The sequence below is a fragment of the Nocardia sp. PE-7 genome (assembly GCF_030486425.1).
Lineage (GTDB): Bacteria > Actinomycetota > Actinomycetes > Mycobacteriales > Mycobacteriaceae > Nocardia > Nocardia salmonicida_A.
The window spans coordinates 2,713,576-2,733,981 of record NZ_CP129614.1 but is presented as its reverse complement, the minus strand read 5'-3'; the positions used below and the strand labels follow the sequence as shown (position 1 = coordinate 2,733,981).

Annotated in this window: 17 protein-coding genes; 12 read left to right on the top strand and 5 right to left on the bottom strand. The window is 68.2% G+C overall.

The window, feature by feature from the left end; all coding sequences use genetic code 11:
* Nucleotides 1–3: 3 nt before the first annotated feature.
* From QX204_RS12750 to QX204_RS12735, 4 genes are all read right to left on the bottom strand, one after another.
* Nucleotides 4–327 carry a hypothetical protein gene (locus QX204_RS12750; protein ID WP_301906930.1) on the bottom strand — a complete coding sequence of 108 codons (324 nt, stop codon included), beginning with the start codon at nt 325–327 and terminating at the stop codon, nt 4–6.
* A gap of 200 nt (nt 328–527) precedes the next feature.
* On the bottom strand, nt 528–1,526 hold the full coding sequence (gene meaB, locus QX204_RS12745; protein ID WP_301907984.1) for a methylmalonyl Co-A mutase-associated GTPase MeaB: 999 nt from the start codon (nt 1,524–1,526) through the stop codon (nt 528–530).
* Nucleotides 1,527–1,621: 95 nt separating this feature from the next.
* Nucleotides 1,622–3,886: a methylmalonyl-CoA mutase gene (scpA, locus tag QX204_RS12740; RefSeq protein WP_301906929.1), complete on the bottom strand. Its 2,265-nt coding sequence runs from the start codon at nt 3,884–3,886 to the stop codon at nt 1,622–1,624.
* The gene (locus QX204_RS12735; protein ID WP_301906928.1) at nt 3,886–5,757 is read right to left on the bottom strand and encodes a methylmalonyl-CoA mutase family protein; all 1,872 of its coding nucleotides are present in this window, start codon (nt 5,755–5,757) and stop codon (nt 3,886–3,888) included. The genes scpA and QX204_RS12735 overlap by 1 nt, the downstream gene beginning before the upstream one ends.
* Before the next feature lie 173 nt (nt 5,758–5,930).
* Between QX204_RS12735 and QX204_RS12730 the strand changes: the two genes are divergently transcribed.
* From QX204_RS12730 to QX204_RS12700, 7 genes are all read left to right on the top strand, one after another.
* On the top strand, nt 5,931–6,617 hold the full coding sequence (locus QX204_RS12730) for a TVP38/TMEM64 family protein (RefSeq protein ID WP_301906927.1): 687 nt from the start codon (nt 5,931–5,933) through the stop codon (nt 6,615–6,617).
* 50 nt (nt 6,618–6,667) lie between these two features.
* On the top strand, nt 6,668–7,609 hold the full coding sequence (locus QX204_RS12725) for a glycoside hydrolase family protein (RefSeq protein ID WP_301906926.1): 942 nt from the start codon (nt 6,668–6,670) through the stop codon (nt 7,607–7,609).
* Nucleotides 7,610–7,890: 281 nt separating this feature from the next.
* Nucleotides 7,891–9,318, top strand: coding sequence for a condensation domain-containing protein (locus QX204_RS12720; RefSeq protein WP_301906924.1), 1,428 nt, complete (start codon nt 7,891–7,893; stop codon nt 9,316–9,318).
* A 2-nt stretch (nt 9,319–9,320) separates the two neighbouring features.
* Nucleotides 9,321–10,577 carry a glycosyltransferase gene (locus tag QX204_RS12715; RefSeq protein ID WP_301906922.1) on the top strand — a complete coding sequence of 419 codons (1,257 nt, stop codon included), beginning with the start codon at nt 9,321–9,323 and terminating at the stop codon, nt 10,575–10,577.
* On the top strand, nt 10,574–11,536 hold the full coding sequence (locus QX204_RS12710) for an efflux ABC transporter ATPase subunit, DrrA-related (protein ID WP_301906921.1): 963 nt from the start codon (nt 10,574–10,576) through the stop codon (nt 11,534–11,536). Before QX204_RS12715 ends, QX204_RS12710 begins: the two co-directional genes overlap by 4 nt.
* A gap of 29 nt (nt 11,537–11,565) precedes the next feature.
* Nucleotides 11,566–12,390, top strand: a complete 825-nt coding sequence (locus tag QX204_RS12705) for an ABC transporter permease (RefSeq protein WP_301906920.1) — start codon at nt 11,566–11,568, stop codon at nt 12,388–12,390.
* Between the two features lie 10 nt (nt 12,391–12,400).
* A complete protein-coding gene (locus QX204_RS12700) occupies nt 12,401–13,801 on the top strand; it encodes a hypothetical protein (RefSeq protein ID WP_301906918.1) in 1,401 nt (466 codons plus the stop codon).
* Between the two features lie 4 nt (nt 13,802–13,805).
* Here the strand turns inward: QX204_RS12700 and QX204_RS12695 are convergent, their stop codons facing one another.
* Entirely contained in the window at nt 13,806–14,204 is a 399-nt protein-coding gene (locus QX204_RS12695; protein WP_301906917.1) for a DUF779 domain-containing protein, read from the bottom strand.
* Between the two features lie 158 nt (nt 14,205–14,362).
* On the opposite strand from QX204_RS12695, the gene QX204_RS12690 reads away from it, so the two are divergent.
* The 5 genes from QX204_RS12690 to QX204_RS12670 all read left to right on the top strand — a co-directional run bounded on the left by QX204_RS12690 (nt 14,363) and on the right by QX204_RS12670 (nt 20,390).
* On the top strand, nt 14,363–15,358 hold the full coding sequence (locus QX204_RS12690) for an MsnO8 family LLM class oxidoreductase (protein ID WP_301906916.1): 996 nt from the start codon (nt 14,363–14,365) through the stop codon (nt 15,356–15,358).
* Nucleotides 15,359–15,738: 380 nt separating this feature from the next.
* Complete coding sequence (locus tag QX204_RS12685) at nt 15,739–16,788, top strand: 3-oxoacyl-ACP synthase III family protein (RefSeq protein ID WP_301906915.1); 1,050 nt, start codon at nt 15,739–15,741, stop codon at nt 16,786–16,788.
* A gap of 10 nt (nt 16,789–16,798) precedes the next feature.
* Nucleotides 16,799–17,698 carry a beta-ketoacyl-[acyl-carrier-protein] synthase family protein gene (locus QX204_RS12680; protein WP_301906914.1) on the top strand — a complete coding sequence of 300 codons (900 nt, stop codon included), beginning with the start codon at nt 16,799–16,801 and terminating at the stop codon, nt 17,696–17,698.
* Nucleotides 17,695–19,353 (top strand): fatty acid CoA ligase family protein, encoded by a 1,659-nt coding sequence (locus tag QX204_RS12675; protein WP_301906913.1) that lies wholly within the window; start codon nt 17,695–17,697, stop codon nt 19,351–19,353. Before QX204_RS12680 ends, QX204_RS12675 begins: the two co-directional genes overlap by 4 nt.
* Nucleotides 19,350–20,390: an NAD-dependent epimerase/dehydratase family protein gene (locus QX204_RS12670; RefSeq protein ID WP_301906912.1), complete on the top strand. Its 1,041-nt coding sequence runs from the start codon at nt 19,350–19,352 to the stop codon at nt 20,388–20,390. The genes QX204_RS12675 and QX204_RS12670 overlap by 4 nt, the downstream gene beginning before the upstream one ends.
* Nucleotides 20,391–20,406: the final 16 nt, after the last annotated feature.

Genomic DNA, 20,406 nt, shown 5'->3' with positions numbered 1-20,406 from the left:
CGGTCAGGCGAGTCGGCCCCATCCGGTCGCGACGAAGCCACAGAGCGCGATGGTGGTGATCATCCGCTTCCACAGTCGCACCATCGCGAGCTCGAGAATGATGCCGATGCGGTCGGCGCAGGTGGTGGCCTCCGCCAGCGCCATCCGGTCATAGACCAGGGCTGGGTCACTGAGGATCTCGTCGAGCCGCAATCCTGACATCGCCTGATCGGACGTCAGGCCGAGCTCGGGCAGCCAGGTGAGCCGCCAACGACCGTCGCCCCCGAGAATCGCCCGCTCGGGCGTCCTGTCACTGCTCATCATCTGGTTCGTGCGGAAGATCGTCATCACTGCCTCCTCGGCCGCCAGATCTCGACGTCCACTTCCGAGGATCCTTGAAAATCAGCGCAGACAACAGCTGGCAAAGCAGTCAGAATCGGGCTATCATCCACAAAATCCCACGTGAAGGCCATAGATTCCCGGCGATCACCTCGGATGTGACTCGAAGACTCCGCTAACAGCAACCGATGGGCACCGTTGTGGGTGTCTCAATTCCGGTCGAAGGCCGTGAGGATCTGTTCGGCGGCGAGGGCAGGGGTGAGCGTTCCGTCGCGGACAGCCGATTCCACCTGCGCGCGAACATCTTTGACGTTCGGATTGTCGGCGAGGCGACGCAGGATCTGGTCGTGGACCATGGTCCAGGTCCAGTCGACCTGCTGGCGGCGGCGTTTCTCGGCGAATTCGCCCGCGTCGGTGAGTACCCGCCGGTGATCGAGGACGGTGCCCCAGAACTTGTCCAGGCCAACGCCTTCCAGGCCGCTCATGGTGAGCACCGGCGGCTTCCACAGGGCATCGTGCGGGTGGATCAGGCGCAGCGCCCCCGCCAGTTCCCGAGCCGCGCCTTTGGCCTCGATCTCGTGCTTGCCGTCGGCCTTGTTGACCGCGACGAGTTCGGCCAGTTCCAGCACGCCCTTCTTGATGCCCTGCAACTGATCTCCGGTGCGAGCCAGGGTGAGGAAGCAGAACACATCGACCATATTGGCGACGGTCACCTCGGACTGGCCGACGCCGACGGTCTCCACGAGGATCACGTCGTATCCGGCGGCTTCCAGCAGAACGATCGTTTCGCGCGTCGCCTTGGCGACGCCGCCGAGGGTACCCGCGGTCGGGGACGGCCGAATGAACGCGTCGGCTTCCAGAGACAGCCGGGCCATGCGGGTCTTGTCACCGAGGATCGAACCGCCGGTGCGGGTCGAGGACGGGTCGACCGCGAGGACGGCGACGCGATGTCCCTTGTCCAGCAAGTACATACCGAGCGCGTCGATGAACGTGGACTTGCCGACGCCGGGAACACCGGTGATGCCGACCCGGTTCGAGACGACGCTGCCCGGTTCCGCCGCTACCCGCAGCAGCAGCTGCTGCGCGAGTTCGCGGTGGTCGGAGCGGGTGGATTCGACCAGGGTGATCGCCCGGGCCAGCGCCGAGCGCTGCCCCGCCTCGACCTCCTCGGCGAGCGCGTCGACATCGATCGTCCGGCGAACGCCCACGGCGGTGCGCCCCTCGTTCCGTGGCGAGCCGACGCCCGCGGTGGTCCCGAGCCGAGGATGCGCGTCGGCACCCCCGGCTCCCTGTGCGGCGTCGCTCATTCGCCTGTGCCGCCGCCGATCTCGTGCCCGAGTGCGGCGCCCAGCTTCTTCAGCAGGTCGATGGCCGCGTCGGCGATGACGGTGCCCGGCGGGAAGATCGCCGCGGCACCGGCCTCGTAGAGCTCGTCGAAGTCACCGGGCGGGATCACGCCGCCGACGATGACCATGATGTCGGGCCGACCCACATCGGCCAGTGCCTGCCGCAGGGCCGGCACCAGCGTGAGGTGACCAGCGGCCAGCGAGGACACACCGACGATGTGCACGTCGTTGTCGGCCGCCTGGCGCGCCACCTCTTCGGGCGTCTGGAACAGCGGGCCCACGTCGACGTCCATGCCGAGGTCGGCGAACGCCGTGGCGATCACTTTCTGGCCGCGGTCGTGGCCGTCCTGGCCCATCTTGGCGACCAGGATGCGGGGACGACGCCCCTCGGCCTCGCCGAATTCCTCGACCAGCGCGATGGCGGCGCCGATGTTGGTGGCCTTGCCTGCTTCGTCACGGTACACACCGGACAGGGTACGGATTTCGGCCTGATGGCGACCGTAGACCTTCTCCAGCGCGTCGGAGATCTCACCGACGGTGGCCTTGGCGCGCGCCGCGTCGATGGCGAGCGCGAGCAGGTTGTTCTCCATGCCACCCTCGGTCGCCGAAGCCGCACGGGTCAATTCGGCCAGTGCCTGCTCCACGGCCGCCGAATCACGTTCGGCGCGAAGCCGTTCCAGCTTCTCGATCTGCTCGGCACGCACCCGCGAGTTCTCGACCTTGAGGACCTCGACCGCGTGGTCCTCTTCGACCTGGTACTTGTTCACGCCGATCACCGGCTGCTGGCCGGTGTCGATGCGCGCCTGGGTCCGCGCGGCGGCCTCTTCGATGCGCAGCTTCGGGATGCCTTCCGAAATCGCCTGTGCCATACCGCCGTGCGCCTCGACTTCGGCGATGTGGGCGCGAGCCCGTTCGGCGAGCTGGTGGGTGAGCCACTCGACGTAGTACGAGCCGCCCCACGGGTCGATCGGGCGGGTCGTGTTGGATTCCTGCTGGATGAGCAGCTGGGTGTTGCGGGCGATGCGGGCGGAGAAGTCCGTCGGCAGCGCCAGGGCTTCGTCGAGCGCGTTGGTGTGCAGCGACTGGGTGTGCCCCTGGGTCGCGGCCATCGCCTCGATGCAGGTGCGCGCCACATTGTTGTAGGCGTCCTGCGCGGTCAGCGACCAGCCCGAGGTCTGCGAATGTGTCCGCAGCGACAGCGATTTCGCGCTCTTGGGTTCGAACTTCGACACCAGCTCGCTCCACAGCAGACGCCCCGCGCGCAGCTTGGCGACCTCCATGAAGAAGTTCATGCCGATGGCCCAGAAGAACGACAGGCGCGGTGCGAACTTGTCGACGTCCATCCCCGCGGCGATACCGGCGCGGATGTACTCCACACCGTCGGCGAGGGTGTAGGCCAGCTCCAGATCGGCTGTCGCACCGGCCTCTTGGATGTGGTAGCCCGAGATGGAGATGGAGTTGAACTTCGGCATTTTCGCGCTGGTGAAGGCGAAGATGTCGGAGATGATCCGCATCGAGGGCTTGGGCGGGTAGATGTAGGTGTTGCGGACCATGAACTCTTTCAGAATGTCGTTCTGAATGGTTCCGGCCAGCTGCTCGGGCGTCACGCCCTGCTCTTCGGCGGCGACGACGTAGAGCGCCAGGATCGGCAGCACCGCACCGTTCATGGTCATCGACACCGACACCTGATCCAGGGGGATCTGGTCGAAGAGCTGGCGCATGTCCAGGATCGAGTCGATCGCGACACCGGCCATACCGACGTCACCTTGGACGCGGGGGTGGTCGGAATCGTAGCCACGGTGGGTGGCGAGGTCGAAGGCGACCGAGAGGCCCTTCTGGCCCGCCTGCAGGTTGCGGCGGTAGAAGGCGTTGGAGTCCGCGGCGGTGGAGAAGCCGGCGTACTGGCGGATCGTCCACGGCTGGTTCACGTACATGGTCGGGTACGGGCCGCGAAGGAACGGCGCGACGCCGGGCACGGTGTCGAGGGGATAGCCCTGTGCGACAACAGCATCCCGGTCGGCCTTGGTGAACACCGGCGGAACATCGATGCCCTCGGGGGTCGACCAGACCAACTGCTCGGCAGTGGTGTGGTTGGCCGTCGCGGCGTCGGCCACGAAGGTGCGTACCTGCTCGGCGTCGACGTCGGCAGGCGCGGGCGCGTGGTCGGTCAGCGGCACCTCGGCGAAGCTGCCGATGACGTGCTCGATATCGGATGTGGTCATCAGGCTCCCACCTTCTCCAGCAGCTGCGACAGGACCGCGACCGCGTCGATACGCAGGGCCAGGTACCCGTCGGGACGCTGCGTCCCGCTGAATTGCTCGACCGCCTTCTCGGGTCCGGCCAGCAGCACGGTCTCGATGCCTGCGGCGCGCAGGGCGTCGGTGGCGGCTCCCGCCTGCTCGCCGTAGCGCTTGTCCGCACCGCACAGAACCGCGATGCGCGCACCGGATTCTGCCGCGGCGGCGGCGATCGCGTCGACCGTGAGCGGACCGGGGTTGACCGACTCGATGCCGCCCGAGGCGAGCACGTTCGCGGTGAAGATGGTGCGCGCGTTGTGTTCGGCGACCGGGCCGAGCGGCACGATCAGCGCCTTCGGGCGGGCGCCGTTGGCAGCCAGGTAGGCATCGGAGCGGTTGCGCAGCGCCTCGAAGGCAGCGCCGTAGCGCGCGTTCGGGCCCGGTTCGCGGGCCTGCTCCGACAGCGGGGTCTCGGCGAGGTTGGGGAATTCGTTGACCCCGGTGACCGCGGTCCGGCGATGGGCCACGTCGGCGGCGCGCGTGGCGGCGGTCTCGGCGATCCGGGCCGCGAGCACACCGGCGTCCAGCGCGGCGAGGTAACCACCGGCGGACTCGAGCTCCTGCATGAATTCCCAGGCCTTGGCGGCGAGTTCGTCGGTCAACTTGTCGACATACCAGGAACCGGCGGCCGGGTCCTGCACGTGCCCGAGGCGGGATTCCTCGAGCAGCAGCAGCTGGGTGTTGCGAGCCAGGCGCTGGGAGAACGTTGTCGATACGCCGAGTTCGCCCGCGGGCAGCGCCGCGTCGAAGGGCAGCACGGTCACCGAGTCGGCGCCACCGACACCGGCGCCGAACGCGGCGAGGGTGGTGCGCAACAGGTTCACCCAGGGGTCGCGCTGGGTCATCATGGCGGCCGAGGTGATCGCGTGCTGCGGTGCGGCGCCGAAGGCGGGAGCACCGGAGACCTGGGCGACTCGGGCCCACAGCCGTCGTGCCGCCCGGAACTTCACGATGGTGGCGAATTGATCGTCGGTGGCCGCGAAGCGGAACTCGAGCTGGCCGAACGCGTCGGCGATGTCCACCCCGGCGGCGGTCAGCAGACGCAGGTAGGCCAGACCGGCCGCGACGGCGGCGCCCACTTCCTGTGCGTCGGCGGCACCGGCGTTGTGGAAGGCGATGCCGTCCACCGTGATCGCGCGGACCGTCTCGGGCCGGGCGATCGCTTGCACGGCCAGGGCCACAGTCTCGGCGTGATCGAGGTCTTCGGCACCGGTGAAGGCACTCGTCAGCGGGGCCGCGCCGAGGCCGACGCGGATCTGCGCGCGATCGGCGATCGAGTACGCGTCGAGCAGTCCGTACACCTGCTCGGCGGCGGCGCCGACGGCCGCACCGGCCACCAGCGTCAGCGGAGCCAGCTCGAACAGCACGCCGCGCAGCGCGACAGGGATGTCGTCGACGGGGACGCCATAGGTGCCCGCTCCGAGCGCGATCGCGCTCACGCCGTTCTCCAGACCGGTCAGGATCGCCCGGTTGGTGGCCTCGGCGTCGTCCTCACCGGCGAACGCGCCGACGAACCAGCCGCGCTGCGGATCACGCGTGGCGTCGCCGCCGCGCACATACGGGAAGGCGCCGGGCAGCGGCTGCTCGGGCAGCTCGTCGCGGCGGGTGTAGAGCGGGGCGATCGTCAGCCCGTCATAGCTGGTCTCGTCGAGCAGATGTTCCGGTTCGGCGGGGAGCTCGGAAGCCTCGACCCGTCGCGCTTTCGCCAGCACACCCGCCACACCCTTGCGCCACGCGGCGTACTCGGGCACCGGATCCGGTGCGAGCCCCGCCCCGGACTCTGAACCAATCGGCATAGCTGCTGTTCTCTCTTCCATTCGACGACCGCACCCCGGTGTGCTGCCGGTCCGTGAAATCCCACAAACGGGCCCACAGCGAACCAGGATGTATCCGGTTCCTCGATGATGCTATCTGTGACAGGGTGTCCACCCACTCGGGCCATCCCCTACCGGCCGGTACGCTTACCCGGGTGTCGCGACTGATCCGCTCCCCGCGCCTGCTCATCGCCATGGCCGGGCTCGCCGCGCTGTTCGTCGTGGCGATGCTGGTTCCGTTGCCCGGCCCGCAGCAGATCCGTGACTGGGCCGGCGGCGCCGGGCCGCTGTTGCCTGTGCTGTTCTTCCTCTTCTACGCCGTGGTCGCCGTAGCTCCCGTTCCGCGCACCGTGCTCACCGTGACCAGCGGCGTGCTGTTCGGTCCGATCCTCGGTTCGGTGGTCGCCCTCGGCGCGACCGCAGTGAGCGCGACATTGGCTCTGCTCGGCGTGCGCGCGGTGGGCCGGGACCGAGTCGCCCGACACCTGACACATCCGGCGGTGCGCGGCATCGACGAGCGCCTGGCTCGGCGCGGCTGGCTCGCGGTGGCCGCGCTGCGGATGATCCCACTGGCGCCGTTCTCGATCGTCAATTACTGCTGCGGCCTGTCCTCGGTGCGGGTCCAGCCGTATCTCGTTGCGACGCTGGCCGGTTCGGCGCCGGGCACGATCGCGACGGTGGTGCTCGCCGGTTCGCTGGCCGGCGGCACTCATCCGATCGCGATCACCGTCTCGGCGATCTGCCTGTCGCTCGGCCTGATCGGGCTGATCGTCGACGCCCGCTTGCCGGTAGACCCCTCCCCGATCGGCGCGGACGCCGATCCGGTCGCTGTCACCCGCTGATCGGCGCGCCTCCCCGACCACGGTGCGATTCGACCGGATAATCGCTGGTCATGGCGATCACAGTGGGCCGACGATCCGCACTCGCGCTGCTCGCCGGGCTGCCACTGCTCGCCGCGGGAACGGCGAGGGCACAATCCTCGCTCGGCCCCGGCGTCGGCATCGACCCGCCACGCACCCCGATCCGCTACACGATGACGGCTTTTCGCGCCGACAGCGACACCACGCTCGCAGTGTACGAATCCAGCGACGGTACCGATTTCTCGCCGGTCAGCGAGCACGCGTTCACCCCACCCACCGGCCTGGTCCGCGATCCCAGCGTCCTGTTGCACACCGACGGCGCCTATTACCTCACCTACACGATCGCCGGTGACGCCACCGCGATCGGTCTGGCACGCAGTCGCGACCGAATCACGTGGACGTTCCTCGCCAACGTCCCGATCCTCGTGCCGGGGCGGCTCGAGGGCGCGTGGGCGCCGGAGTGGTATGCCGACGCCGCCGGCCGAGTCGGCATCATCGTCTCGCTCACCTGGGGTCGCGGTTTCACTCCACATCTCCTCATTCCGCTCGATGCCGGACTCACGACGTGGGCGCCGCCGTTGCCCCTGTTGGGCCTCGGCCCGAGCGGACCCGGCTCGCTGGGATACATCGACACCACACTGCAACGACTGGACGGGCGACTTTTCGCGTTCGCGAAGAACGAGGACTCCAAGCTGATCGAACTGGCCGTGGCCGATCGCCCGCTCGGTCCCTACACCTTCGTGGCCACGGGCGACTGGGCGGGCTGGGGTGGTCCACGCGAAGGGCAGTCGGTGGTCCCGCTCCCCGACGGGGGCTATCGCATCTACCTCGACGCCTACACCGACGGTCGGTACTACTTCAGCGACAGCTACGACGGGTTCCGTACGTGGTCGACGCCGACCGAGCTGCCCGGCCTGTCCGGGGTCGTGCGGCACGGCACGGTGCTCCCCGAATTCGGGCCGTCCAGCGACTGATTCGGACCGTGTCGACCAAACGTCCATTACCTGAGGGCACCTGGTTGATGTCGGAAAATCGACACGAAATGAAAGTGATATTCTTCACATCACCTATTAGTGACTAAGTAATATTTCACAAATCTATACAGTTATAAGCTGTAGACTCGCGGATAACCCAGGGTTCGCCGGAAGCATCCGGTGCGGTATCCAGAGCAACATCGGTGACGCTTCTGCGGTCACCCAGTCCCTGTTCGTTCGTGCCGTTCTCGGCCTGCTTTCCCCCCTTGAGGTGACCCGGTATGGAATACACACATCTGTCCGAATTCCGGATTCGCTCCGGCGATCTGTCGATCTGGACCCCCGCCACCATCACTGCCGATACCTGGACTGACGACCAGCGTCCGCTGGCCAGCGTGCACGAGCAGTATCTCGGCTTCCTCGACCCCGAAGACCCCCGTCCGGGTCGTGGTCGTTGGATCGGCACCATCTTCGAAATGGATGCCCCGCTCGACGAGCAGGCGTGGGCGACCACATTGCAACTGTGGCACGATCGCCACGAGGGCTTCCGGACCACCGTCGCCCCCACCGGCGACGGCGGCTACCACCGGGTGACCACCGCCCCGGGCACCGTCCGAGTCACCGGCGTTCCGATCGCCGAGCCGACCGACGGTGACGACATCAACGAATACCTGTGCGAGCTACTGGAACTGCGCCTGTCGCCGCTGGTCTGGCCGCATCTGCTGGTCGCCACCGTCACTCACGAGACCGCCGACTTCACCGTGTTGGTCGGCGCCGATCACTCGGTACTCGACGCCTACTCCCAGGCGGTGCTCATCCTCGAGCTGCGCACCCTCTACGCCGCGGTCACCCACGGCGGCGAGATCCGCGACTCGGCCACCTTCGGCAGTCCCGCCGACTATGCGGTGATCGAGCGCGCCGCGGCCGAGGAGCTGACCCCCGACTCGCCCGCCGTCGCGCTGTGGCGCGAATTCCTGGGTACCCCAGGCTCTCCCATGCCCCGCTTCGCCGCCGACCGGGTCGCCGTGTTGGACGGTGAACACGCTCAGCCCAGCGTCTCGCGCACCCTGCTTTCCCTCGCGCAGCTCGAAGAGGTCGAGGAAGCGCTGGAACGAGTCAAACACCGGCTCTCGGTGACCGTGTTCGCCGCACTGGCCGTCGCCACGCGGGAGACCTTCGGCGAGAACCGATTCCGCACCGTGATGCCGATCGTGACCCGACCCGACCTGACCTGGCTCGAGTCGATGGGCTGGTTCGTCAATGTCGTGCCGGTCGATGTCACCCTGCCCGCCGGTGCCGACATGGCCGTGGCGCTGGAGGAGACCCGCACCGCGCTCAAGCGCTCCCGCCACTGCAACGACGCCTCCTGGGGACGCTCGCTGGCGATGGTCGGCGCGACAGAAGGCCCGGCCTACGGCGCCTCGTTCCTCGACATCCGGATCCTGCCGGACTACGAACTGGTCGCTGACCTGCGCGGACGCACGCTGCGCGCGGTGTCGTACTCCACCGACGAGGTGTATTTCTGGATCGTGCGCGGTCCCGATGGCCTCTATGTGTCCACCCGCTACCCCGCGGGCCTGCCCGCCGAGGTGATGGATACCTTCCTCGCCGAATTCGCCAGGGCGATCTACGCGGTGACCACGATCGCGGTGCCGGTCGCGACCGCGCCTGACATCGATTCCGCGGCGGCGGCGCTGAGCGCGGGCTGACAATGCGCGCACTGCTGGCCTTCACCGGGAGCCGCGGTGATGCTCAACCCGGCATCCTGCTGGCCCGCGAGCTGCTGGCTCGCGGGCACTCGGTGACACTCGCGCTCTCGCCCAATCTCGTCGAATTCGCCGCCACCCACGGCATTCCCGCGGTCGGTTTCGGCCGCGACAGTGCCGAATTGCTGTACACCCAGCACAGCGATCAGCGGTTCCGCAGTCCGGACCCGCGCCAACGAGTGCGCGCCGTGCTGGCCCTGCAGCGCCGCGGGGTGGCCCACGCGCTGCGGGAACTCCATGTCCTCGCACCCGGTCACGATGTACTGGTCACCGGGATGGCGGGCGAGGAGACGGCGGAGAAGGTCGCGCGAAGAGTGGGATTGCCGCTGGCCGCGGTGCACTTCTTCCCGATCCACCCCAATCGCTCGGTCCCGGTGATTCCCACCGCGTGGGGCGCCCGGGTTCCCGGTGCGCTCAACCGTCGCATCTGGTCGGCGCTGAGGTGGGCGCGTGACGCCGCGCTCGCCTTGCCGTTCGCCGAGTTCGGGGTCGTGGAACATCCACTGCCGGAGCGGGTCTCGATCCAGGCATACGACGTCGACCTGTTTCCCGGGTTGGCGGCCGAACTCCCCGATCGGCACCCGATCGTCGGGTTCGCCGTCGACGTCGACGGATACCTCGGCGGTCCGGTCGACGCCGAGCTCGACGCATGGCTCGACGCCGGGCCCGCACCGGTGTATGTGGGCTTCGGCTCGATGGCGGTCGGCGATCCGGCGGCGCTGATGACCGTGCTGCGCGCGGTGTGCGCGCGGCGCGGGCAGCGTCTGCTGCTCGCCGCCGGGTGGGCGGGGATCGAACCCGTCCTGACGCCTGAGGTGGCGATCGTCGAACAGCTCGACCATGCCACGGTGTTCCCACGCTGCGTCGCCGCGGTCCATCACGGCGGCGCCGGAACGACAGCCGCCGCGCTGCGAGCCGGTGTGCCGCAAGTGATCTGCGCGATCCAGGCCGATCAACCGTATTGGGGTCGCGCGCTGGCTCGGCTCGGCCTGGCGGGCACCATGCGCGCTGCCGAGCTCAGTGAGCGTCGGCTCACCGCGCTGCTGGACCTGGTGGCCGCACCGCAGGTGGTGTCACGGGTGGCCGACTATGCGAGCCGGTTCTCCGGCGAGGGCGTGTCCAAGGCTGCCGACGAAGTGGAATGCCTTGTCCGCCAACCATTTCCGACAGCTACCCTCGATCATGCCGGGAGGCTCGGATGAGCACCGATATCGCCGTCCGCACCAGCGGACTCGGCAAGTCCTACGGGGACTTCACCGCGGTCGGCAGCGTCGATCTCGACATCGCGGCCGGCTCGGTGTTCGCGATGCTCGGCCCCAACGGGGCGGGCAAGACCACCACGGTGCGGATGTTGGCGACACTGCTGCGTCCGGATCGTGGCACCGCCGAGGTGTTCGGCTACGACGTCGTCTCCGAGGCCACGGCTGTGCGGTCGATGATCGGGCTCACCGGCCAGTACGCCTCGGTCGACGAAACCCTCACCGCCGGTGAGAATCTACGCCTGTTCGGTCGCCTGCTGGGCCTGTCACGCAAGGCCGCGGCCGGGCGCTGCGACGAACTGCTCGAGCAGTTCGAGCTCTCGTCGGTGGCACGCCGTAGTGTCAGCGCGTTCTCCGGCGGCATGCGGCGACGTCTCGACCTGGCGGCGACCCTGATCACCGTGCCACCGCTGATCTTCCTCGACGAGCCGACCACGGGCCTGGACCCGCACACCCGAGAACGCATGTGGGGCATCGTGCGTGGCCTGGTCGAGCGGGGGGCCACGGTGCTGTTGACCACTCAGTACCTCGACGAGGCCGACGCGCTCGCCGACCGGATCGCGGTCATCGACCGGGGCAATCTCGTCGCCGAGGGCACCCCGTCCGAGCTGAAATCCTCGATCGGCGACCAGGTTCTGCGCCTGGACATCCCCGACACCGCGGACCTGCGACGCGCCGAGGCGCTGATCCAGGACCTCACCGGTGAAATCCCAGACGGGTCGTCGACCGGCACCTTGACCGTCGCCCTGTCCGAGGTCGCTCTCGCCGCCGACATCGTCGCGGCCTGCCGCGACGCCGGCATCGCCCTGCGCGGCTTCGCGGTGGACCGACCCGATCTCAACGAGGTGTTCCTGGCGTTGACCGGACACACCCACACCGCCGACCGAGCCGACGTGGCATGAGCGCCCTACGCGAGAAATCGAGGCCCGCAATGACTCTCGCCGTCGAGACCGCCCCCGCTCCCACTCAGGTCGTGCGCGCGCCGCGCGTGACCCGCGTGAGCCCTCTTGCCGCGCTCCAGCATTCACTGATGATGGCGTGGCGCGGACTGCTGACATTCCGGCACAGCCCACAGCTGCTCTACGACGCCATCCTGCTGCCGATCGTCGGGCCGGTGCTCTTCGGCAGCATCTTCGGCACCGCCATCGCGGGCAGCACGGCGGCCTATCTGCCGATCATGATTCCGGGCGTGCTCGTCCAGATCGTGCTCACCTCCTCGGTCGCGACCGGCGTGCAACTCTCCGAGGACATCCACTCGGGTGTTTTCGATCGCTTCGTCGCCATGCCGATCGCCCGCTCAGCACCGGTTGCTGGAACGTTGCTAGCGGGGGCGGTGCGCTATCTCATCGCGGCCACCACGGTCGTGATAGTCGGATTCTGCATGGGCTATCGACCCGAGCACACCGCCGGATTCCTGGCCGGCGCCGTTTTGGTCGTAGTCGCTACAACCGCTATCAGTTGGTTGTTCGCCTTCATCGGCGCCACGATCGCCCGCCCGGCCGCCGTGCAGGGCATGTCGATGCTGGTTCTGACCTTCCTCGGCTTCGCCTCCAACGCTCTGGTGCCCGAGGAAGCCATGCCGACCTGGATGCGCCACGTGTCCGACCTGAATCCGGTGTCCTACCTGGTCTCGGCAGTGCGCACGCTGGCCACCGAGGGCACCGTCGGCACCGACGCCCTGTGGTCACTGGTCGCCTCGGTAGTCGTGGTCGCCGTTTTCGCGCCGCTGACCGTGCGCACCCTCCGTTCCCGATGAGGAGTACCCGATGACTGTCACTTCCCCTTCCGTCGCTTCCGCCACAGCCGCGGTGGCCGCGGGTCCCACCGGCCTCAACCGGATCACCGCCGACGACGACCTGTTCTTCAAACTGCACAGCCTCTACCCCAACGCCCTGGTCAATCAGCTGGCCTACCGGTTCGACACCCTGCTGGAGCGCGATCTGCTCGAACGGTGGCACGCCCACCTGGCGACCGGGTTCATCGCCCGCCGGGTTCGCACCACCCGGTTCCCGATCGCCCGCGCGCACTGGGAGCCCGCCACCGAATCCCTGCCGCTGCGCTGGTCGGACACGCCGATTCCCGACGACGGGGTACTCGACTGGTTCCTGGAGCAGGCCGCCGTCGAATTCGACCCGGAGCGCGGACTGGTGTGGCAGATGGCCGGCGCGCCGACCGAATCCGGAGGCACCGTGGTCACCCTGGTCGCCTCCCATGTCGCGTGCGACGGCGGCGGCATGATGCATGCGATCGTCGACTCGCTGGACCGGCTCAACCGTGGCGAGTCGCCCGATCGCTCGGCCAGTGCGGGCAGACTCGTCGGCCCGGTCGCGAGCACGGGTCGGTTCGCCGCCGACCTCGCCGATGCCCGCGGTCAGTTGCGTGCGGTGGCTCGCGGGGTGCGCGCGGCTCGCCGGTCCCGCGGCGTCAGCGAACCGGCCCGCAATCCCCGGCCGGCCGCCCCGCGTCTACCGCATGCCGAGACCTGGCAGGCCGCCGAGTCGATCGTCCAGCTCGATCTCGCCGAATGGGACGCCGTCGCGGCCGCACACGGCGGGACCACCAACGGTCTGCTGATCGGCGTCGCCGTCGGCCTGCTCGGCCGCAGTGGCCGGATCGCCGACGGCGCCGAGGTCCGCGTCGACATTCCGCATTCGATGCGCGAGGCCGACGACCGCCGGGCCAATGCCACCACCGGACTACCGATCAGTGTCGGCTACCGCGTCGGCGAACGCGCCGATCTGCCCGCCGTCCGCGCCGCCCTCAAGGCCGCGGGCCTGGCCTACCGTGATCCCGCGACCATCCCGCCGATCCAGCACCTGCAACCGGTGCAGATGCTGCTGCCGAAGGTGGTGCTGCACAAGTTCGCCCGCACCGCCAAGGCGCCGGAGTGCCTGTGCACCAACATGGGTCGCACGGCGCAGAACATCGCGGTCCTCGGCCCGCACCGTGCGCGCGACGTCATCATGCGTCCGGTGGTCAATCCCGGCCCGGTCGAGTTGTTCCGTCAGGTAGAGGTCGGCGTCAATCTCGCCTTCTCCTGCGATGACGACACCGTGACGCTCGTGGTCACCGGCGGCGACCCCGACCGTTTCCCGACCCGTGCGGCTCTGCGCGAGCTGCTGGCCGCGGAGTTCGCCGACTGGGGGCTGACTCCGCGCTTCTGGTGAGCGGCTAGGAGGCCTCCTCGGCGAATTCGGCAGCGGCATCGATGTTGTCGATGTGCAGGGCGAACCGGAATCCGCACGACGCCTCCAGGGAAGCAGAACCTCGCTGCGGCCGGTTGCGCACCTCGATCCGCACATCGAAGTCGTCGAAGCCGACATGGAATCGCTCCGCCATCCACAGCTGTGTGTGCCATGCCGTCTGGCCGGCTAGAACGTCACCCGCGCCGGGACGGAACTCGCTGCGCCGCAAACAGATCGGCGTGTACCCATCGGTGTCGGGCGCGAGGTACAGCACCACCGGGCCGTGCATCTCGAGCAGCAGCCGCAGCACGCGCAGTGCATCATCGCTGGCCTCGACCGCACGGTGGCGATGGTCTACCTTGCGGCCGTCGGGATGTCGAACCATAGTGCACTCCTCGCAGTTTTCTCGCCGGTGATCGCGCTCGGGCCACACTATGGTGGCGAAAGGTTGGTCCAGGGTTGGTACCGGTTCAAACCTGCGAAGATCACCCGCGCGCGTCACCGCCACGGAATCGCCGCGCGTCTGCGACGTTGACTACTGATATGGCACTCGAATCGGTTCGCTTCTCGATCCTGGACCGCTCGCGCGTGCGGCGTGGGCAGACCCACGCCGACGCCCTGCGTGAGACGGTCGCGTTCGCGGCGCTGGCCGAACAGTGGGGCTATCACCGGTTCTGGGTCGCCGAGCATCACAGTGTTCCCGGTGTCGCCGGAACCGCGCCGACCGTGCTCGCCGCCGCGGTCGCGGCGGCGACCTCCCGAATTCGCGTCGGCACCGGCGGGGTGATGCTGCCCAATCATCAACCACTCGTCATCGCCGAGCAGTTCGGCGTGCTCGCGTCGCTGTTCCCCGGACGTATCGACATGGGCCTGGGTCGTTCGGTCGGATTCACCGACGGTGTGCGCCGCGCCCTCGGCCACGATCTCGACGATGCCGACGATTTCGACACGCGCCTGATCGAGGTTCTCGACTATTTCGAGGCGGGCAGGCAGGGTGTGCACGCCGCCTCCGCCGAAGGCGCCGACATGCCGACGTTCCTCCTCGCCACCGGTTCCGGGGCCGAGCGCGCCGCCCGGTTCGGGCTGCCGCTGGTGATCGCCCCGATCGCGGGCACGCAGTCGATGGTGGAGGCGATCGTGCGGTACCGCACGCTGTTCCAGCCCTCCGCTCGGGTGCAGCGACCGTATGTCGTCGTCTCCGCGGCGGTGGTGATCGCCGACTCGACCGAACAGGCACACCGACTCCTGCTGCCTGAGGCGTGGTCGAGTGCCTACTCGCGCACGCATGGCGAGTTCCCGGCGCTGATCCCACCCGAGCAGATCGACCCGGCGACGATGACCGACCGGCAGCGCCGTCTCTTCGAACAGGCGCTCGGCAATCAGATCCACGGCACCGAGGACGAGGTGGCAGAAGCGTTGGAAAACCTGGTGGGCCGCACCGATGCCGACGAAATCCTCGTCCATACCAGCACTTTCGATCGTGCGGCGCGGCTGGATTCGCACCGACGGCTGGCTCGCGTCATCGGCTCGGGAAGTTAGTCCGGCAGACAAACTTCGCGCGGACACTTGTACTCCGAAGACAAGCCCGCTCCGCGCGCAATTTATTCGACGGTGTAAACAATCGTGAGGTCACTCACTACGCGAGCACCGTTCCGCGGTACAGCACGGCCGCGCCGTCGACCTGCGCGATCGATAGCCAATCCTTTGCCGAGACCTCTCGAAGTCGCCTGTCCTGGCAGTATGTGTGCACTCATCGGATTGCCGAGGTTGCCGTAACATGTTGTCGCACACAATGGATCGTGCCGCGCGGTGTGCTGGATCACTGCTCGCAGCGCGTGTTCGAGAGCGGTAGGGTTCGGTTCCACCGGCGATCGAAAATCGTCCGGGACACCATTCTTCGACCGCATCCGGGAGCTCACGTGTCGCATTCGCGTTTCGAATCCATCGGGGCATATCTTCCGTCGAACATATTGTCCACCACCGAATTGATCTCCCGGCTGAAAACGCCACCGGCATTCGATCTGGAGCGCATCACCGGCGTGAAAGAACGCCGCGTGCGCGACACCCGACCGGAATCGGTCGAGGATTCGTTCACCCTCGCCGTCAACGCCGCGCAGGACTGCCTGGCACGCTCGCGCTACGCCCCGGGTGAACTGGAGGTGATCATCTCCTGTTCGATCACCCGCAGCAACGACGGCACCCGCATGTACATGGAGCCCTCGTTCGCTTCGACGATCGCCAAGTCCCTCGGCGCCGAGCGGGCCATCACCTTCGACGTCTCCAACGCCTGCGCCGGAATGCTCACCGGCACCTACATTCTCGATCGGATGATCCGCTCGGGCGTGGTGCGCAACGGCATGGTGGTCAGCGGCGAGGCGATCACCCCCATCGCCGAGACCGCGGTGAACGAGATCTCGGAGAAGTACGATCTGCAGTTCGCCTCGCTGTCGGTGGGCGATTCCGGGTGCGCGGTCGTGCTCGACCAGGCGGTCGACGACGCCGACAAGATCCACTACGTCGAATTGTTCACTGCCGCAGAACATTCGCACCTGTGCCTCGGGATGCCGAGCGACAAGTCCTCGGGCGTCGCGCTCTACACCGACAACCGCAAGATGCACAACGAAGCACGGTTCCTGCTCTGGCCCGACGCCCAGGGCACGTTCCTCGAGCAGCAGGGCCGCGACTTCGCCGGTGAGGAATTCGACTACATCATCCATCACCAGTTCGGCGCTTCGGCGGTGCCGTACATCAACGCGGTGGCCGCCCGCGAGTTCGGCGCCGAGATGCCGCCGGATCTGAATGTGATCGAGAAGTACGGAAACACCTCCACCACATCACATTTCATCGTTCTGCACGATCAGCTGGCCGACGAGAACATCGCGGCGGGATCGAAACTGCTCATGGTTCCGGCCGCGTCCGGCGTAGTAGCGGGCTTCCTGTCCACCACCATCTCCTCCCTGAAGGTCTGAGGTTTTCGCCATGGGCATCCGTATCCGTTCCACCGGAACCAGCAGATCCACCGACACCCACAGCGTCGTAGAACACAGCGGCCGCGCCGCCCGCCTGTGCCTCGAACAGGCCGGTGTGCGCCCCGACCAGGTCGGCGTGCTGATCAACACCGGGATCTTCCGCGACTCGAACACCGTCGAACCGGCGGTGGCCGCGCTGATCCAGAAGGCAGCGGGCGTGGGGCTCGACTACACCAGGTCCGATCCGCGGACATTCTCCTTCGACCTGATGAACGGCGCGGTCGGCGTCGTCAATGCCGTGCAGGTGGCAAGCTCGGTGCTGGCGACCGGCAGTACCGAGCACGTCCTGATCGTCGCGGGCGACACCCATCCCTCGATGACGAGGTCGAGCGCCGACGCCGAATTCCCCTACGCCACCGCGGGTGCCGCGCTGCTGCTCGAGCAGGTGGACGGCCCCGAGGGCTTCGGTCCGGTGCACACCGCCACCGCGCCCGGCACTCCCGCGGGACAGGCCTACGTCGACACCACCGCCATGGGCACCGTCGGCCGCGCACTGATGACCGTCGAACGCGAACCCGACTACGAGGACCGAATCCTCACCGTCGCCACCGACGTCGCACGGTCCGCGCTCGCCGACTTCGAGGGCGCCTTCGTCGCGTTGATCGCCTCCACCCCGAGCCCGCATTTCCCCAAGCGGCTCGCCGACGCACTCGGCATCGACCAGGACGCGGTGCGGGTGCCCGACCTGTCCGAGGGCGACCCGCACACCGCCGCGCTGCCGCTGGCCTACGCGCGCGCGAGCGCCGAGGGCACGCTCGTCGGCTACACCCATGTGCTGTTCGTCGCGGCGGGCGCGGGCCCGTCCGCGGCCGCCACGCTGTACCGACTTCCCGCGGACCCCACCGCGTGAGGACGGCGACCTACTGGCAGACCATCGACCGATTCCGGGAACTCGCGCGCGCGGAGCCCGACCGCGAGGCGGTCATCCATCCCGACGGCTCGACCGTCGACGGGCTACCCGAATACCGCAGCATCACCTACCGTGACCTCGATCGCTGGTCCGACGCCATCGCCGAACACCTCACCGACTCCGGAGTGGGCACCGGCACACGCACGATCGTGCTCGTGCTGCCGAGCCCGGAGCTGTACGCGATCCTGTTCGCGCTGTTGAAGATCGGCGCCGTACCGGTGGTGATCGATCCGGGCATGGGCGTGCGTCGCATGGTGCACTGCCTGCGCGCGGTCGAAGCGGAAGCGTTCATCGGCATCCCGCAGGCGCACGCGCTGCGGGTGCTGTTTGCGCGCAGCTTCCGGCGGGTGCGCACCACCCTGACCGTGGGGCGCCGCTGGTTCTGGGGCGGACCCACACTGGCCTCGTATCACCGCAGCCCGACCGGTGCTCTGCCCGAACGGGTACCCGCCGATCCGGATGAACTGCTGATCATCGGCTTCACCACCGGCAGTACCGGTCCCGCCAAAGCCGTGGAACTGACGCACGGCAATCTCGCCGCCATGGTGGAACAGGTACACGCTGCCCGCGGGCACACACCCCCCGACACCTCCCTGGTGACACTGCCGCTGGTCGGCGTCCTCGACCTGCTCCTCGGATCGCGATGCGTGCTGCCACCGCTGATTCCGAGCAAGGTCGGCTCGACCGATCCGGCGCACGTGGTCGACGCGATCCAGCGCTTCGGCGTGCGCACCATGTTCGCCTCACCCGCGGTGCTCATTCCCTTGCTGGAACGGTTGCGCGCACATCCGGTCGACGTGAACTCGCTGACCAGCATCTTCTCCGGTGGCGCTCCCGTTCCGCACTGGTGTGTCGCGGGGTTGCGTGAAGTCTTGCGCCCCGATGTCGAGATCTACGCCGGATACGGCTCGACCGAGGCCTTGCCCATGTCGACCATCGAATCACGGGAGTTGCTCGCCGGTCTGGTCGAGCGAGCCAAGAGCGGCGAGGGCACCTGCATCGGTCGACCCACCGATCGAGTGCGGGTCCGGCTGCTTGCCATCACCGACGATCCGGTCGCGACCTGGGACGACACCGAACAACTCGGCGCGTGGGAAGTGGGCGAGATCGTGGTCACCGGCCCGAATGTGAGCACGCGCTACTACTGGCCCGCGCACGCCAACACCGCGGGCAAGATCACCGACGGCGAGCAGATCTGGCATCGCACCGGCGATCTGGGATGGCTCGACGAGCAAGGGCGAATCTGGTTCTGCGGACGCAAGAGTCAGCGGATCACCACCGCGCGCGGCCCGATGTTCACGGTGCAGGTCGAACAGGTCTTCAACGCGGTGACGGGAGTCGCGCGCACGGCACTGGTCGGTGTCGGCGCCCCCGGCACCCAGCGCCCGGTGCTGTGTGTAGAACTCGAACCCGGCGCCGACGCGGCGGCCGCACTCACCCGATTGCGCACGCGCGCCGCCGAATTCGACACTCTCGCCCCGATCGCCGAATTCCTCGTACACCCGCGCTTCCCGGTCGACATCCGGCACAACGCCAAGATCGGCCGCGAACAACTCGCCCGCTGGGCCACGAAGAAACTGGACTCGCGACGATGAAGATCCTGGTCACCGGCGCGTCCGGATTCCTCGGCGGCGCCATCGTGCGCGCACTGGTCGCCGAGGGCACCCACGATGTCTCGATCCTGGTCCGGCGCACCAGCGTTCTCGACGATCTCGGCCCCGCCGCGGCGCGCGTCACGGTCGTCTACGGCGATCTCGCCGACGCGGCCTCGCTGAGCCGCGCCACCAGCGGGATGGACGTGGTGATCCACAGCGCCGCACGGGTCGACGAACGCGGCACCAGGGACCGCTTCTGGACCGAGAACGTCCGTGCCACCGAACTGCTGCTCGACGCGGCGCGACGCGGTGGCGCGGGCCGGTTCGTCTTCATCTCGAGTCCGAGTGCCCTGATGGAACGAGACGGCGGCGATCAGGTCGACGTCGACGAATCGCTGCCGTATCCGAGCCGCTATCTCAACCACTACTCCGAGACCAAGGCCGCGGCCGAGCGCGCCGTACTCGCCGCTGACACACCGGAATTCACGACGGTGGCGCTGCGCCCGAGAGCGATCTGGGGCGCCGGGGACCGATCGGGACCGATCGTTCGGCTGCTCGACCGCACGGCCGCGGGATCCCTGCCCGACCTGTCCTACGGTCGCACCATCGAGGCCTCGCTGTGCCACGTGGACAACATCGTGCACGCCTGCCTACTGGCGCTGACCTCGGACACGGTGGGCGGCAAGGCCTACTTCATCGCCGATGCCGAGAAGACCGATGTCTGGGGATTCCTCGGCGAGGTCGCGACCCGGCTGGGGTATCAGCCGCCTTCGCGCCGACCGAACCCTCGCGTCCTGGCGACGGTGGTCGCGGCCATCGAAACCCTTTGGCGCATACCGGCTGTGGCCGACCGCTGGTCGCCTCCCCTGTCGCGCTACGCGGTCGCCTTGATGACGCGCACCGCCACCTACGACACCGGCGCGGCTCGCCGCGATCTCGGCTACACGCCTGTGGTGGATCGCGACACCGGTCTCAGCGATTTCCTCACGTGGCTCGACCGACACGGCGGCATCGAAGCGCTCGCCGACGATCTGTAGTAGCCCCCGGCGCGAC